A 14,254-nucleotide genomic window follows, 5' to 3' on the forward strand; every position below is an offset into this window, starting at 1 on the left:
GGTCCGGTGCACACCAGGGGAACCCGGGGCCTCGGCCGGAGGTGAGGCCATCCATGATCACGGCATCCGATGACGGCAGGGCGGCGCTGGAGCGGTTGCGTGCCGACTTCCCTCGCTGGTGGATCGAGGTCTCCACCGGCCTCTGCCCGTGGGAGGCCCGGCGGGGCGGGCCGGTCGGCGGGCGCGACGAGCGTGGTGGCGTCGTGTTCCTGCAAGGGGAGACCCCGGGGATCCTGCGGTACCTGATCGGGGAGGCGGAGGCGTTGGACCGGCGGGTCGCCGAGCGGTACGGCACGCATCTGTGCCCGCGCGAGGGGGCGGCGTGACCGGGACTGCGATCGACCGGGATGACGAGGAACGGCGTCGTGACGTCGCTCGCCGGCTCGACCGGAAACATCCGGCATGGACGGTCTGGTACGGGCCGCGGACCGGGCGCTACTGGGCGATGCCCGCGCGTGGTGTCGCCTCGCCGTTGCTGGAGGCCGACCGGCCGGAGGCGTTGGAGGCGGCGATGCGTGAGGTCGAGACCTGGTACGGCATCGGCCGGGAGCCCTTGAACGGGGCGGCTCCTACCGCCCCGCGTCCATCCGTCCGTCGTGCGGTTCGTCTCTGACCCGCAAGTGGGCCACACAGATACGACGAGGAGCGATCCTGTGGAGTCGAGAGACCATCTCGCGGCGCTGGCGGAGAAGTTGGCGGCTGAGGGCCTGGGCGTCGAGGCCGACGGGGACCGCCTGCGGGTGTCCAACCCGGCCGTGCGGGGATGCTGTGCCCCGCATCCCGCGATGACGATCATGTGCCGCCGGCGGGAGGGCTTCACGGACGCCTGGTTCTACACCGGCTGGCAGGAACCGTTGGCTCCGGTCGCGTGCCGTGACGTGGCGGTCGAGGCCGTTCAGGGCTGGCTGTCGCGTCACCCGGGTGAAGCCGGTCGCCGCTCTCGCTGGTCAATGGCGGATCGTGATTTTCCGGACGCAATGGGAACGGCCCCCGGAACTCTCCGGGGGCCGTTCCCATTGGCCGATTGTGGATGGCCGTTATCAGTTGAGGCCGTTGAGCTTGGTGATGCGGTTCTCGTACATCTTCAACACGTCCGGGCGGGCGGCGTGCTTGCTCTCGTACTCGCGCAGCAGCTTCACCTGGTCCGCCGACAGGCCGCGCAGCCGGGCGCGCAACTGCGGCAGCGTCGCGCTGTCGTAGTCCGGCACCGGGAGGTCCTTGACGACCTTCTCGGCCTCGGCCTGCGCGGCGGGCTTCAGCTCCGGCTTCGGCTCGAACTCCGGCTTGCTCTCGACCTTCGGCTCCGGCTTGGCGGTCGCCTTGGCGGCGGGCTCGGCAGCGGGCTTGGCCTCGGGCTTCGGCGTGGCGGCGGGCTTGCCGACGGCGATCTCCCGCTCGGCGGGCTCGGCGGCGGGCTTGGGAGCGGGCTTGACGGGCTCGGCGGGCCTGGTGGCGGGCTCGACCCGGGTCCGCGCCGCCGGCTCCGGCTCCGGCTCGTCGTCCTCGCCGCGCACCCGCTCCACGACCGCACCGACCACCTTGAACGCGGTGGTCTGCACGTCCCCGGCCAGCCGGCCGATGACCGGCTTCACCCCGCCGCCCTCGGTGATCTCCTTGTAGTCACGGGTGACCCGGTCGCTGAGCAGCAGGGCCCGGCCGACGCCGAACATGGCCAGCCGGACGGCGTGCAGCGGAAGGTCGCGGACCTGCTCGCCCACCGTTTCCTGTACGTGCTGTTTGAGGCGGCGCGGCGATTTCGTCATCGTCTTCCCTCTCCCTGCCGTCCGATCATCGGACTGGGTCGATACGGCACCGTCTGTCAATCTTCACTTTGCCGCATGGCGGGGGAGTGGTCACCTCCGGTAACTGGATTTCTGTCCAAGAAGGGCGTGGAGTGGGTCACATTGCGGGCTTCATCAGAGCTTTGTCCCTGGCCGGGCCGTGACAGAGGCGTCGCCTCGGGCCGGGAGTGACCGGGGACACCCGGGACGGCTCGTACGATAGGGGGCATGACCTCCACCCAGCGCCGTGTCCTGCTCGCCAAGCCGCGTGGTTACTGCGCGGGCGTCGACCGTGCCGTCCAGGCGGTCGAGATCGCCCTCGAGAAGTACGGGGCGCCGATCTACGTCCGCAAGCAGATCGTGCACAACGTGCACGTGGTGAAGACCCTGGAGGAGCGCGGCGCGATCTTCGTGGACGAGACCGAGGAGGTGCCGGAGGGCTCCATCGTGGTCTTCTCGGCCCACGGCGTCGCGCCGGTCGTCCACGACGAGGCGAAGCGGCGGAGCCTGGCCACCATCGACGCGACCTGCCCGCTGGTGACCAAGGTGCACAAGGAGGCCGTCCGGTTCGCCAAGGACGACTACGACATCCTCCTGATCGGGCACGAGGGCCACGAGGAGGTCATCGGCACCTCCGGCGAGGCCCCCGACCACATCCACCTGGTGGACGGCCCCGACGACGTCGCCAACGTGAAGGTCCGCGACCCCGAGAAGGTCGCCTGGCTGTCGCAGACCACCCTGTCGGTGGACGAGACCCTGGCCACCGTCGCCAAGCTCCGCGAGCGGTTCCCCAAGCTCCAGGACCCGCCGTCGGACGACATCTGCTACGCCACCCAGAACCGCCAGACCGCCGTCAAGCAGATGGCCGCCGGGTCCCAGCTGGTGATCGTGGTCGGCTCCACCAACTCCTCCAACTCGGTCCGCCTGGTCGAGGTCGCCAAGGAGCACGGCGCCGCCAACGCCTACCTGGTCGACTACGCCGACCAGATCGACGAGTCCTGGCTGGAGGGCGTCACCACGGTCGGCGTCACCTCCGGCGCGTCGGTCCCCGACGAGCTGGTCCAGGGCGTGCTGGCGTGGCTGGCCGAGCGCGGCTTCGCCGACGTCCAGGAGGTCGAGTCGGTGAAGGAGTCCATGCGCTTCGCCCTCCCGCACGAGCTCCGCAAGGACCTCAGGGCCGCCGCCGTCTGACCCCGGCCGCCGGGCGGGATCCGGTCCAGGGCCCGCAGCGCCAGCCGCAGCCGCAGCTGGCTTTCGGGGTCGTCCAGGTCGGCGTCCAGCAGCGCGGCGATCCGGGAGAGCCGGTCGTGGAGCGTCTGCCGGTTGACGCGCAGGGCGCGCGCCGCCTCGGTCTTGCGGCCCGTGCGGTGCGCGCCGTGCCCCAGGTAGGCCGCCAGCGTCGGCAGCAGCGGCTGCGGGCGGACCCGGTCGTGCTCCAGCAGCGGGCCGAGGGCGCGGCCGACGAACGCCGCCAGCTCGGGACCGCCGTCGAGCCGCCACAGCAGCACGTCCACCTCCAGCCGCCGCGCGTCGTGCCAGCGGCGCGTACGCCAGCTCGCCGCCCACCGCCTCCCACGGCAGGGCGTCACCGACCACCGTCACCGGGCCGGCGTCGGTGAGCCGGTCGGCGATCCGGTCGGCGAGCGCGGCGACGGCCGCCGCCGGGCTCGGGCTGACCGCCGCCGCCCGTCCGGCCCGCGCGGGTGGCCGTCGTCGGCGCGGGCATCGCCGGGCTCACCCTGCGGGACGCCGGGGTGGCCTGCACCGTCTACGAGGCCGACCCCGACCGGGTCGGCGGCCGGATGTACTCCCAGGCCGGGCTGTGGGGCGACGGCCAGGTCTCCGAGATCGGCGGGGAGCTGATCGACCAGGAGCACAAGAAGATGCTGGAGCTGTGCCGCTGGTTCGACCTGCCGCCGGTGAACTTCGCGGGCGCGGGCCCGAACGGGGCCGAGGAGATCCTCCACTTCGACGGCGCCTACTGGGGTGCTCGTCCAGTACCACGGCGGGGACCGGGCGGCCGCGTTGAAGCCGTCGAGCCCGTTCCCGACCCACACCGACCCCTACCCGCGCCCTGGTGCCCCGGACGCTCACCGAGGTCGACAAGGTGTTCCCCGGCACCGGGGCGCGGTGGAACGGCCGCGCGCAGCTGTCGGCCTGGCGCCGCAGCCCCAACGCGCTCGGCGCCTACTCCTACTGGCCGGCCGGCTACCTGCACCGGTACGCCGGATACGAGGGACGGCGCCAGGGCAACATCCACATCGCGGGCGAGCACACGTCCTACGACTTCCAGGGCTTCATGAACGGCGGCGCCACCGAGGGCGAGCGCGCGGCCAGGGAGGTCATCGGGGACCTGACCTGAGCCGCGGGACACCCGGCGGGGGGGGGGGGGGGGGGCCCCCCCCCCCGGGGCCCGCCGCCCCGCCCCCCCGCCCCCCGCCCCCCCGCCCCCCCCCCCCGGCCCCCCCCGGCCCGCGGGGGCGCGCGGGGGGCGCGGGGGGCCCGGGGGGCCCTCCCCGGCGCCGGGGCCCCCGGGGGGGGGGGGGCCCCGGGCGGGGGGGGGGGGGGCCCCCCCCCCGCCGGGTCAGTCCACGTCGGCGTGGTTGGGACGCTCGCGACGGCGGCGGCGGGAACGGGAGGTCGCGCGGCGCGGGGTGTCGTCCCAGCGGACCGGGTCCTCGTTCTCCTCCTCCATGAACAGGCGCATCCCGGCCAGCTTCTCGCGCAGCTCGCGGACCTGGGCGAGCATGCCGCGCGGGGCGGTGACCGCGAGGACCAGCACCGTTCCGGCGAACAGCCACGGCGCCGTCGTCGACAGCGCGGTCAGCAGGCCCACCAGCGAGCCGGTCAGCAGGTTCCCGTCGCCGAGCGAGGTGAGCACCACCGCGGCGAGCGTCGCCAGCAGGAACACCAGCGGCGGGCTCACCGCGAGCGTCAGCAGGTCCACCGGCCGGGTCAGCAGCGCCGCCGCCGCGCAGCCCGCCACGAACCCCGACCCGGCCAGCAGGGGAAGGTCCGTCCAGCGGGCCAGCAGCGCGCCCAGCAGCGTCAACGCGAACATCACGACGATCCCGCCGCGCCCGGTCAGGGTGACCGCCCCGCCGGTCCGCGGGGCGGCGGCACCGCGCTGACGTCGCACAGGACCCCCAGAGGGCGGCGAGGCGCCACCGGGCGCGTCGCGTACCGTCGATGTACTCATGGGCACCCTTTCTCCCGATCATTGTGACCAGGGACCGCCCGTCCGCCGAATCCCCAGGGTTCGGCGCCGGTGTCCGGTTGTGGTCGTGCGCCGCGCGGGGGAACGCCGCCGCGCGGCCGGGGGACCTCGGCGGTGAACCCCTCGGAGAGTTCCGCCGCCGACAGCGAGCGCGGGCTCTCCTCCACCGGCTCGGGCCCGGCGAGGTCGGCCTCGGTGACGCCGAGCTCGTTGAGGCGGCGGGCCGTGACCAGCACGCGGGTCTCCAGCGAGCCCACGGTGCGGTTGTAGGACTTGATCGCGCTGGTCAGGGAGCGGCCCAGCTCGTCCATGTGGCCGCCCATCGTGCCGAGCCGCTCGTACAGCTCCCGGCCCAGCTCGAACACCGCGCGGGCGTTGCGGGACAGCGCGGCCTGCTGCCAGGCGTAGGCGGCGGTCCGCAGCATCGTCACCAGCGTCGTGGGGGTCGCGATGTGGACGCGGCGGCGCATCGCGTACTCCAGCAGGTGCGGGTCGCGGTCCAGCGCCGGGGCCAGGAACGCCTCGCCCGGCACGAACAGCACCACGAACTCCGGGGTCGGCTGGAACGCCTGCCAGTACGCCTTGGCCGCCAGCCGGTCCACGTGGTCGCGCAGGTGGCGGGCGTGGGCGTCGAGGCGGTCGCGCTCGGCGGCCGGGTCGTCGGCCCCGGCGGCGTCCAGGTAGGCGGCCAGGGAGACCTTGGAGTCCACGACGATGTTCTTCCCGTCCGCCAGCCGGACGATCATGTCGGGGCGGATCGCGCCGTCCACGGTGCGGGCGCTCGCCTGCTCGTCGAAGTCGCAGTGGGGCGCCATCCCCGCCAGCTCGACGACGCGGCGGAGCTGGAGCTCGCCCCACCGGCCGCGCGCCTCGGGGCGCTGCAGGGCGCGGACGAGCGTGCGGGTCTCGGCGCGGAGCTGCTCGCCGCTCTGGCGGACGAAGTCGACCTGCTTGGCGAGCATCGCGTGCGACTCGCGGCGGCCGATCTCGACCTCGCGCAGTTGCTCCTCGACCTTGGCGAGGGTCTCGCGCAGCGGGGCGACCAGGTTCTCGACGGCCTGCTGCCGCCGCTCCAGCTCGCCCGCCGCCTCGACCCCGGCGGACCTCAGCCGGGCGTCGGCCAGTTCGAGGAAGCGCTGGTTGCTGGCGTCCAGGGCCTTGGCCGAGAGGTTCTCGAAGTGCTCGGCCATCCGCTCCTCGGCGTAGGCGAGCTTCTCCTCGGCGGCCCGGGCGCGGGCGATCAGCGCGCCCTGGCGGCCGGTCGCCACCGCGTACCCGACCACGACGCCGAACACGGCCCCCACGAGCAGGGCGGTGAACAGCGCGAGATCCATCCGTTCATCGTGACAGCGCGGACGCGCCGCGCTCACGCGACGCGCCGGAACGACCCCGCTCCGCGCCAATTAGACTCATCGTTCACTAAGACCCCCCAAGCGGGGCGAAGGCCCCACGGTCGAGGAGCGCGCATGACCCTCGGTACCCGTCCGCAGCACGCCCTGCGGCCCGTCGCCACCACCCGCGCCGAACGCCGCGTCGTCCGCGTCCTGGCGATGGAGCCGGGAAGCCCGCCGAGCCTCCAGGCCCGGATCGCCCACCGCGTGATCCGCGCGGTGGGGCGGTCGTTCTGGGAGCGCCTGCCCGACACCGACGCCGGGCTGGTCCGCCTCCAGCGCGCCACCGACCTGCTGGCCCGCTACGTCCAGAGCGCGCCGCGCGGGGTCGCGTTCGCCCCGCAGCCGCTGCCGCACTGCTCGGCCGAGTGGGTCCGCGCGGGCGCGCCCGACGAGGACAGGGCCCTGCTCTACCTGCACGGTGGCGGCTACTTCTTCGGCAGCCCCCGCCTGTACCGGCCGTTCACCTGGCGGCTGTCGGCGGCCACCGCGCGTCCCGTGCTGGCCCTGGACTACCGCCTGGTGCCCGAGCACACCCCGGCCGACGCCCTGCAGGACGCCCTGGACGCCTACGACCTGCTGCTGGAACGCGGCCACGACCCGTCGCGGATCGTCGTCGGCGGCGACTCGGCGGGCGGCCACCTCACCCTCGCCCTGCTGCTCACGCTCAAGCGGCGGGAGCGGCCGCTGCCCGGCGCCGCGTTCTGCCTGTCGCCGTGGGTGGACCTGATGTGCTCCTCCGAGTCGCACAGCGGCAACGCCCGCACCGACCACCTCATCCCGGCCGACAAGCTCGCCTGGCTGGGCCGCCGCTACTGCGAGGGAAGGGCCGAGGACGACGCGCTGTTCGCGCCGCTGAGGGGCGACCTGTCCGGCCTGCCGCCGCTGATGTTCGTGGCCAGCGGCACCGAGATCCTGCGCGACGAGACCCGCGACGCCGCCGAACGCGCCCGCGCCGCCGGGGTCGAGACCGTCTACCAGGAGTGGGACGACCTCGTCCACGTCTTCCCGGTCTTCTGTGACTTCATCCCCGAGGGCAAGGCGGCGTTCCGGCACATCGCGGAGTTCCTGCGGCGTTTCGGGGCCTGACGGCGGGGGCCACCGCGTGTTCCCCCGGGCGACGGCCACCGCCGCTCCGGGGGGACCATAAACTTGACGGCCGTGAGCCTCTCCATCGGAATCGTCGGGCTGCCCAACGTCGGCAAGTCCACCCTGTTCAACGCGCTGACCAAGAACGACGCGCTGGCCGCCAACTACCCGTTCGCGACCATCGAGCCCAACGTCGGCGTGGTCGGGGTGCCCGATCCACGCCTGGAGGGCCTGGCGAAGATCTACGGCTCGGCCAAGATCATCCCGGCGACGATGGAGTTCGTGGACATCGCGGGCATCGTCAAGGGCGCCTCCGAGGGGCAGGGCCTGGGCAACAAGTTCCTGGCCAACATCCGCGAGACCAACGCGATCTGCCAGGTCATCCGCGCGTTCGAGGACCCCGACGTCACCCATGTCGACGGCGACGTCGCCCCGTCCCGCGACATCGAGACGATCAACACCGAGCTGATCCTGGCCGACCTGCAGACCATCGAGAAGGCCCTGCCGCGCCTGGAGAAGGAGGCGCGCACCAAGAAGGACAAGGACCAGCTCGCCGTCCTGGACGCCGTGCAGAACGCGCAGAAGATCCTCGACGAGGGCGTCACGCTGTTCGCCGGGGCCGCCAAGGCCGGGATCGACCTGGCGCTGCTGCGCGAGCTGCACCTGCTGACGGCCAAGCCGTTCCTGTACGTGTTCAACCTCGACGAGGACGAGCTGACCGACGAGGGCCTCAAGGGCCGGCTGCGCGAGCTGGTCGCCCCCGCCGAGGCGATCTTCCTGGACGCCAAGATCGAGGCCGAGCTGATCGAGCTGCCCGACGACGAGGCCCTGGAGCTGCTGCAGGGCATGGGCCAGGAGGAGTCGGGCCTGTCGCAGCTGGTCCGCATCGGCTTCGACACCCTCGGCCTGCAGACGTACCTGACCGCCGGGCCGAAGGAGACCCGCGCCTGGACGATCCGCAAGGGCGCGACCGCCCCCGAGGCCGCCGGGGTCATCCACACCGACTTCCAGCGCGGCTTCATCAAGGCCGAGATCGTCTCCTATGACGACCTGATCGCGACGGGCTCCCTCGCCGAGGCCCGCAACCAGGGCAAGGTCCGCATGGAGGGCAAGGACTACGTCATGCAGGACGGCGACGTGGTCGAGTTCCGCTTCAACGTCTGATCCCCGGCGGCGGAGGGACGGCGGGCCGGGTGGTCGTACGGCTCGCCGGCGATGGCGCGCCCTCGTGCCGTGGGCGCGCGAACGGCGCGGAAACGCCCGTATGTTGCGGTGTATGTAACAGAATGTAACGAATGGGGCAGAGTGTCGGGTTCTTGGGCAAGAAATTCCGTGCCACCCCGTGAGACGGTGACCAAACACCGCCCACTCCGCCGCGCTTGTGGTGGGACACCCCGCGCGCACCCTTCGGCGGCTCGGGTACTGGATCGTCACCGTTTGGCAATCTTCCCTGTTCCCACCGAGGTGGATTGCATTATCCACAACCGCGTGCCGGGACTGTGCTTGGGCGCGATGCGCTGGAACAATTGACGCTCGTGGTTACGCTGGGCCCGAGATGGGTTCGGAAGGACCACAGGTAGGCAGCAGACAGCACACCGGACATCACCGCGCCGACCGGGGGCGGAGGCGCGAGCGGAGGCAGGATGGCTCGCAGGTCGGCCGTGGAGCACGGCCGTGACACCGCCGTGGTCGAGGAGGCGGCGGGCGACCGCGCCCTCGACCCGTGGGACGCGCCCGACCAGGGCCGCCGGTGGGACGAGCCCGAGCAGGGACGCCGCCGGGGCCGGGGCGGCGGCCGCTGGGGCGGCTCCGGGGGCCGCGTGTGGGTGTGGATCGGCCGCGCCATCCTCTGGTCGGTGCTGCTGGTCATCCTCGTCAACGGCATCCGCGCCCCGTTCGAACGCTTCACCGCCGACTCCGGGCCGTCCTCCGGCGGCACCACCGCCACCGCCGCGGCGGCCTTCCCCACCGGCGAGGCCGGAGCGTTCGCGACGCGGTTCGCGCACGTCTACCTCAACTACGACCAGAAGAACGCCGGAGCCCGCGAGAACCAGCTCCGGCAGTTCCTGCCCGAGGGCGCCGACGGACAGTTCGGCTGGAACGGCGCCGGGCAGCTCTCGGTCCAGTCCGTCCAGATGGCGGGCGTCCAGGTCCACGACGCGCACAACGCGACCGTCACCGTCCTGGCGCACGGCGGCGACAAGTGGTACCGCCTCGCCGTCCCGGTGTACGCCGACAAGGGCGCGCTCGTCGTCTCCGGCAAGCCCGCCCTGCTTCCCCAGCCCGCCCGGGCGACCCTCCCGCAGCCGGGTGTCCGCGAGCGCGACGAGGCCCTGGAGAACGAGCTCAAGACGGCGCTCGGCTCGTTCTTCGAGGCCTACGCCCAGGGCAACCAGGAGACGCTCGCCCGGTTCTCCGCCGGACCCGCGATCCAGGGTCTCGGCGGAGCGGTGACCTACACCCCCACGTCGGTCCAGCAGGTCGTCGCCCCCCGGGGCGCGGCGGACCAGCGGACCGTCACCGTCACCGTCGCCTGGCAGATCCCGGGCGGCGCCGCCGGTGGCACCCTGGAGCAGGACTACCGGCTGGACATGGTCAGGAAGGGCGGCACCTGGTACGTGAAGGACATCCGCGGCACCACCGAGCCCAACGCAACATGAGAGGTCGCGACGTGACAGCACACCGGGGCGCACCCCCCGCACCACCCCGCGACCCAGGAAGGTAACCGTCGATGCTGCACCACATCATGGCGTCGATTCCCCACGAGGTTCTGGCGGCGCCGAACGACGACCTGAAGACCGACCAGCTGGCCGACTGGCTGCGCGGCATCTTCGGGCCGCTGTTCCTGGTGATCGTCTCCATCGTGGCGATCTTCTTTCTCTTCACCCGCGAGATCACCCGCTTCGTGCAGTTCATCCTGCTGGCGGTCGGTATCGGGGTGGTGTTCTACGTGCCCAACATCATCGAGACCACGGCCAAGGCGATCGCCAAGGCGCTCGGAGTGGAACTGAGCTGACCGGCGGACGCGGCGGTTCCCGAGGCGACACTGTGCTCGCACGGTTAGGGGAGTAGGGGCGTGGATCTACCCACGTACACGAACATCTGGCGCATCGAGAAGCGGCTGTACAAGCTGTACGACCTGCGACTCCCGATGCCCTTGCCGCTCGTGCAGATCGGCGTGTTCGCGGGTGTGTTCGTGCCGTGGATCGTGCTGCTGAGGGTGGTGGGCATCCCGTTCGCCACCCCGTGGCACGTGCTGTACATCGTTCCGCCGGGCATCCTGACCTGGCTGGCCACCCGCCCGGTCATCGAGGGCAAACGCCTGACCGAGCTGCTGCTCTCCCAGTACCGCTACCTCGCCGAACCGCGCACCTGGTGCCGCCTGACCCCGATCCGGGAGCCCCGCGAGGTCGTGGTGGTGGCCCGGGTCTGGCGCCGCGCCGAGCCGGTGGCCGTTCCCAAGGCGGAGAAAGCGGAGAAGGCGGAGAAGAAGGCCCGCCGCAAGAAGAAGGCCGCCGCGCTGGTGGAGGAGACCCCCGTCCCGCAGGGAGCGGGCCGTCTCGCCCCGTCCCCGGCGACGGCGTCGGCCCCCCGCCCGCTGACGGAGTACGCGGCCGAGCACGTGGCGTTCGAGGGCACGAGCACGAACGTCCACGTCGCCCGCGAGCGCACCGCCCCCGCACCCCAGACCGCGCACGCCGAGGTGACGCCGGAGCACGAGGACAAGCGGCGCGGCATGCCGTGGCGACGCGGCGCGCGCCTCGCCGAGCCCGAGGCGGCCGGCTCCTTCACCGCGGAGAGCCCGTACGGCCCCACCCCCGATCCGGCGGTTCCCGCCGCGCGGCCGGAGGCCGACCTCCAGCACCCGCCCGCGACGCCGCGGTTCGAGCAGCCCGCGCAGGGCGGTTCCACGGGCACGGGCAAGCGGGCGTTCGCATCGGGCGTGCGTCGCCCCGGAGGCTCGGTGGACTTCTGGAAGGCCGTCGCCCCGTCCGGGCAGGAACCCGCCCCCGAGGCGCCGGCGACCACCCCGCCCCCGGTCACCCGCCCGGACATCCCGCAGCAACCGTCCGACACCGCGCCCGACGCCCCGGAGCCGGAGTTCAACGGCGAACCCGGCGACGTGAAGGTGGCGGGCCACCGCAACCCGCAGCCGAGCGATCCGCCGGAGAAGAGCGCCCAGCCGACCGGACCGAACACCGCACGCCCCGAACTCCCGCGGCCCGCCGCGCCCGAGAGCACCGAGCAGGACGCCCCGCAGACGACCGGAACCCCGGCGGACGCCACGAGCCCCGAGATCCCGCAGCCCACCGCGCAGGGCGAGTCGCAGCCCGGCGGCCCGCAGGCGGCAGGGGTTCCGGCGGACGCCACGCCTTCCGACGTTCCGCAACGTTCCGAGCAGTCTGCTGCGCCGTCGCAGGAGCAGCGCGTGGCTGGTGCCCCGGCGGATGTGGCGCGTGCGGAGGTTCCGCAGCCTACGCAGCGGCCTGCTGCACAAGGCGAGCCGCAGCCGGCGGGAGCGGATGCCACGCGGTTCGACATCCCGCAGCGTTCCGAGCAGCCTGCTGCGCCGTCGCAGGAGGACCAGCGCGTGGCCGGAGCTCCGGCGGATGTCGCGCGTTCCGAGGTCCCGCAGCCCATGCAGCCCGCCGCACGGGAGCGCTTCGCGCAGGGCGAGTCGCAGCCGACCGGAGCGGACGCCACGCGTCCCGACGTTCCGCAGCGTTCCGAGCAGCCCGCCGCGCCGTCGGCGGCGGATGTGGCGCGTTCCGAGGGTCCGCAGTCCGCCGAGCGTGAGGGCGCCGCGCAGGGTGAGTCGCAGCCGGGTGACTCGCAGGTGGCCGGGGTTCCGGCCGACGCCGCGAGTCCTGGTGCGTCGCAGCCCGGTGGATCCAGCGCCACGCGTCCCGACGCTCCGCGATCTGCTCAGCAGCCCGCCGCGCAGGCCGGTGTCCCGGCGGATGCCGCGGGTTCCGATGTTCCGGAGCGTTCCGGGCAGCCTGCCGCGCCGTCGGTGGGGGACCGGCGGGTGGCCGGAGCTTCGGCGGATGCCGCGCGTTCCGAGGTGCCGCAGCCGGGCGGTCGGCCGGAGGAGGGTGCGCAGCGGAGTGATGTGAACGCCACGCGGTTCGACATCCCGCAGCGCTCTGAGCAGCCCGCCGCGCCTCCGCCCGCTGCCGCGCAGGGGGACGGCGTGCAGGAGGGGGACGCCCAGGGGCGGGTGCCCCCGGCCGGGGACCGGCGGGTCGCCGGAGGCGGACGGCCGCCCGCGTCCACGCGGCCCGACATCCCGCAGCGGCCTCAGCAGGGCGGCGACGTCCGGCCGCCCGCGCCCACCCGGCCCGACATCCCCATGGTCCCCGGGGCCTTCGGGAAGCAGGGCGGGGGCGAGCCCACCCGGCCCGAGATCCCGCGACCGGAGCAGCCCGCGGCCGGAGGGCTGCCGCCCGCCGCGCCGCCGCCTCCCGGGCAGAACGCCACCGGCCGGCCCATCGGGCGGCACCCCGCCGGACGCAAGCGCGGCGCCGACCCGAACACCGACCCGAACGCCGGGCAGCAGGGCCAGCAGCAGGACCAGCAGCCCAAGGCCCCCAAGCCCTGGTCCGAGGGGCTGGCCAAGCCGCCCAAGCCCGCCCGCACCGACGCCATGGTGTGGCCGCCCGTCCCCGAGCCGCGCGCCGAGGGCGACAGCGGCGGGCACCGGCTGCCCACCCAGCCGGAGCACCACCACCCCTCCATGGAGCCGCCCGAGTCCGGCGACCAGGCGGAGGTTCCGCCGCGGGAGGGGCGCTCCGGGCCCGCGCAGCCGGTGAAGCAGCCGCCGCGGCCCCGGCCGCTGCCGCCGCCCCCGTCCCCGCCGCCGTCCGAGCCCGCGATCACGCCGCCCGACCCCGAGCACGAGGTCACCGGCGGCGGGCTGCGCCGGCTCATCCACGCGGTCGGCGGGCACAGCGAGGCCGACGCCGAGTACGAGATGCGGCTCCAGCAGCCCTTCCACGGCACCCGGCACATCGTGGTGCTCGGATGCACCGGCGGCGCGGGCCAGACCGTGACCACGCTGATGCTCGGGCACACGTTCGCCCAGCACAACGGGGAGCCGGTCGTCGCCGTGGACGTCAACCCCGGGCCGGGCGCCCTGGCCCGGCGCACCAGGAGCGAGACCAACGAGACCCTCACCGGGCTCATCACCCGCGCCGACCAGATCAACAGCCTGACGGCCATGCGCCGCTACACCTCGCAGGCCAAGTCCGGGCTCGACGTCATCGCGGCCGGGAAGAACCCGCTCCAGGCGCTCGACGACCGCGACTACGCCCTGGCCGTCCGCACGCTCGACCGGTTCTACTCGGTGACGCTGCTGGACACGGCGGCGGCGATCGTCGCGCGGGTGCTGCCGTACGCCGACCACCTCGTCCTCGTCGCACCGGCCAGCGGGGACGCGCCCCGCGCGGTGGCGATGACGTTCGAGTGGCTCGACGGGCACGGGTACGCCGACCTGCGGTCGCGCGCGGTGACCGTGATCAACGGTGTCAGCCGCCGCAGCATGGATGATGTTGAACAAGCCGAGGCGGTCGCACGGGGCCGTTGCCGCGCGCTGGTGCGCATCCCGTGGGACGATCATCTCAGCATGGACCGCGCGCCGCGCAACGAGCTGAAGTCGTTGCGGGCGCCGACGCGGCGTGCCTATCTTGCCCTCGCCGGTGTGGTCGCCGGCGGGTTCACCGTCGTGCCCGAGCGTTACCAGGAGCTTCAGCAGGAGCAGGAGGCCACTCGATGAT

The 14,254-nt window shown here is 73.5% G+C and carries 12 protein-coding genes and 2 pseudogenes; 10 read left to right on the plus strand and 4 right to left on the minus strand.

Going from position 1 to position 14,254, the window contains the following annotated elements; translation table 11 throughout:
* The first annotated feature begins 53 nt into the window (after positions 1 to 53).
* On the plus strand, positions 54 to 326 hold the full coding sequence (locus tag HNR61_RS00505; protein WP_182841130.1) for a BPTI domain-containing protein: 273 nt from the start codon (positions 54 to 56) through the stop codon (positions 324 to 326).
* Positions 323 to 613, plus strand: a complete 291-nt coding sequence (locus HNR61_RS00510) for a hypothetical protein (protein WP_182841131.1) — start codon at positions 323 to 325, stop codon at positions 611 to 613. The genes HNR61_RS00505 and HNR61_RS00510 overlap by 4 nt, the downstream gene beginning before the upstream one ends.
* A gap of 427 nt (positions 614 to 1,040) precedes the next feature.
* Here the strand turns inward: HNR61_RS00510 and HNR61_RS00515 are convergent, their stop codons facing one another.
* Positions 1,041 to 1,763, minus strand: coding sequence for a DUF8129 domain-containing protein (locus HNR61_RS00515; RefSeq protein WP_182841132.1), 723 nt, complete (start codon positions 1,761 to 1,763; stop codon positions 1,041 to 1,043).
* 246 nt (positions 1,764 to 2,009) lie between these two features.
* Here HNR61_RS00515 and HNR61_RS00520 point away from each other — a divergent pair, with 246 nt between their 5' ends.
* Entirely contained in the window at positions 2,010 to 2,972 is a 963-nt protein-coding gene (locus tag HNR61_RS00520) for a 4-hydroxy-3-methylbut-2-enyl diphosphate reductase (protein WP_182841133.1), read from the plus strand.
* 41 nt (positions 2,973 to 3,013) lie between these two features.
* Here HNR61_RS00520 and HNR61_RS49780 read toward each other — a convergent pair.
* A pseudogene (locus HNR61_RS49780) lies at positions 3,014 to 3,370 on the minus strand (helix-turn-helix domain-containing protein); the annotation flags it as partial.
* Positions 3,371 to 3,484: 114 nt separating this feature from the next.
* Between HNR61_RS49780 and HNR61_RS50390 the strand changes: the two are divergent.
* Positions 3,485 to 3,748: pseudogene (locus tag HNR61_RS50390) on the plus strand (FAD-dependent oxidoreductase); the annotation flags it as partial.
* A 107-nt stretch (positions 3,749 to 3,855) separates the two neighbouring features.
* Positions 3,856 to 4,143 carry an FAD-dependent oxidoreductase gene (locus HNR61_RS46580; RefSeq protein ID WP_246442024.1) on the plus strand — a complete coding sequence of 96 codons (288 nt, stop codon included), beginning with the start codon at positions 3,856 to 3,858 and terminating at the stop codon, positions 4,141 to 4,143.
* A gap of 222 nt (positions 4,144 to 4,365) precedes the next feature.
* Here the strand turns inward: HNR61_RS46580 and HNR61_RS00535 are convergent, their stop codons facing one another.
* A complete protein-coding gene (locus HNR61_RS00535; protein ID WP_182841134.1) occupies positions 4,366 to 4,920 on the minus strand; it encodes a DUF6542 domain-containing protein in 555 nt (184 codons plus the stop codon).
* A 56-nt stretch (positions 4,921 to 4,976) separates the two neighbouring features.
* On the minus strand, positions 4,977 to 6,332 hold the full coding sequence (locus tag HNR61_RS00540; RefSeq protein WP_182841135.1) for a DNA recombination protein RmuC: 1,356 nt from the start codon (positions 6,330 to 6,332) through the stop codon (positions 4,977 to 4,979).
* Between the two features lie 132 nt (positions 6,333 to 6,464).
* On the opposite strand from HNR61_RS00540, the gene HNR61_RS00545 reads away from it, so the two are divergent.
* From HNR61_RS00545 to HNR61_RS48990, 5 genes are all read left to right on the plus strand, one after another.
* Positions 6,465 to 7,478 carry an alpha/beta hydrolase gene (locus tag HNR61_RS00545; RefSeq protein WP_182841136.1) on the plus strand — a complete coding sequence of 338 codons (1,014 nt, stop codon included), beginning with the start codon at positions 6,465 to 6,467 and terminating at the stop codon, positions 7,476 to 7,478.
* A gap of 72 nt (positions 7,479 to 7,550) precedes the next feature.
* The gene (ychF, locus tag HNR61_RS00550; protein WP_067818181.1) at positions 7,551 to 8,642 is read left to right on the plus strand and encodes a redox-regulated ATPase YchF; all 1,092 of its coding nucleotides are present in this window, start codon (positions 7,551 to 7,553) and stop codon (positions 8,640 to 8,642) included.
* Between the two features lie 479 nt (positions 8,643 to 9,121).
* On the plus strand, positions 9,122 to 10,138 hold the full coding sequence (locus HNR61_RS00555) for a conjugal transfer protein (protein ID WP_182841137.1): 1,017 nt from the start codon (positions 9,122 to 9,124) through the stop codon (positions 10,136 to 10,138).
* Between the two features lie 71 nt (positions 10,139 to 10,209).
* Positions 10,210 to 10,494, plus strand: coding sequence for a hypothetical protein (locus HNR61_RS00560; RefSeq protein ID WP_067818187.1), 285 nt, complete (start codon positions 10,210 to 10,212; stop codon positions 10,492 to 10,494).
* 60 nt (positions 10,495 to 10,554) lie between these two features.
* Positions 10,555 to 14,253, plus strand: a complete 3,699-nt coding sequence (locus HNR61_RS48990) for a TcpE family conjugal transfer membrane protein (protein ID WP_182841138.1) — start codon at positions 10,555 to 10,557, stop codon at positions 14,251 to 14,253.
* Position 14,254: the final 1 nt, after the last annotated feature.

Origin of the sequence: Actinomadura kijaniata (assembly GCF_014138665.1) — a bacterium.
Classification (GTDB): Bacteria; Actinomycetota; Actinomycetes; order Streptosporangiales; family Streptosporangiaceae; genus Spirillospora; species Spirillospora kijaniata.

What these genes read in the sequence shown, in the direction of transcription:
- HNR61_RS00520 (WP_182841133.1), top strand. Translation starts at nt 2,010, where the DNA reads ATGACCTCCACCCAGCGCCGTGTCCTGCTCGCCAAGCCGCGTGGTTAC.
- HNR61_RS00505 (WP_182841130.1), top strand. Translation starts at nt 54, where the DNA reads ATGATCACGGCATCCGATGACGGCAGGGCGGCGCTGGAGCGGTTGCGT.
- HNR61_RS00560 (WP_067818187.1), top strand. Translation starts at nt 10,210, where the DNA reads ATGCTGCACCACATCATGGCGTCGATTCCCCACGAGGTTCTGGCGGCG.
- HNR61_RS00555 (WP_182841137.1), top strand. Translation starts at nt 9,122, where the DNA reads ATGGCTCGCAGGTCGGCCGTGGAGCACGGCCGTGACACCGCCGTGGTC.
- HNR61_RS00540 (WP_182841135.1), bottom strand. Translation starts at nt 6,332, where the DNA reads ATGGATCTCGCGCTGTTCACCGCCCTGCTCGTGGGGGCCGTGTTCGGC.
- HNR61_RS00545 (WP_182841136.1), top strand. Translation starts at nt 6,465, where the DNA reads ATGACCCTCGGTACCCGTCCGCAGCACGCCCTGCGGCCCGTCGCCACC.
- HNR61_RS00515 (WP_182841132.1), bottom strand. Translation starts at nt 1,763, where the DNA reads ATGACGAAATCGCCGCGCCGCCTCAAACAGCACGTACAGGAAACGGTG.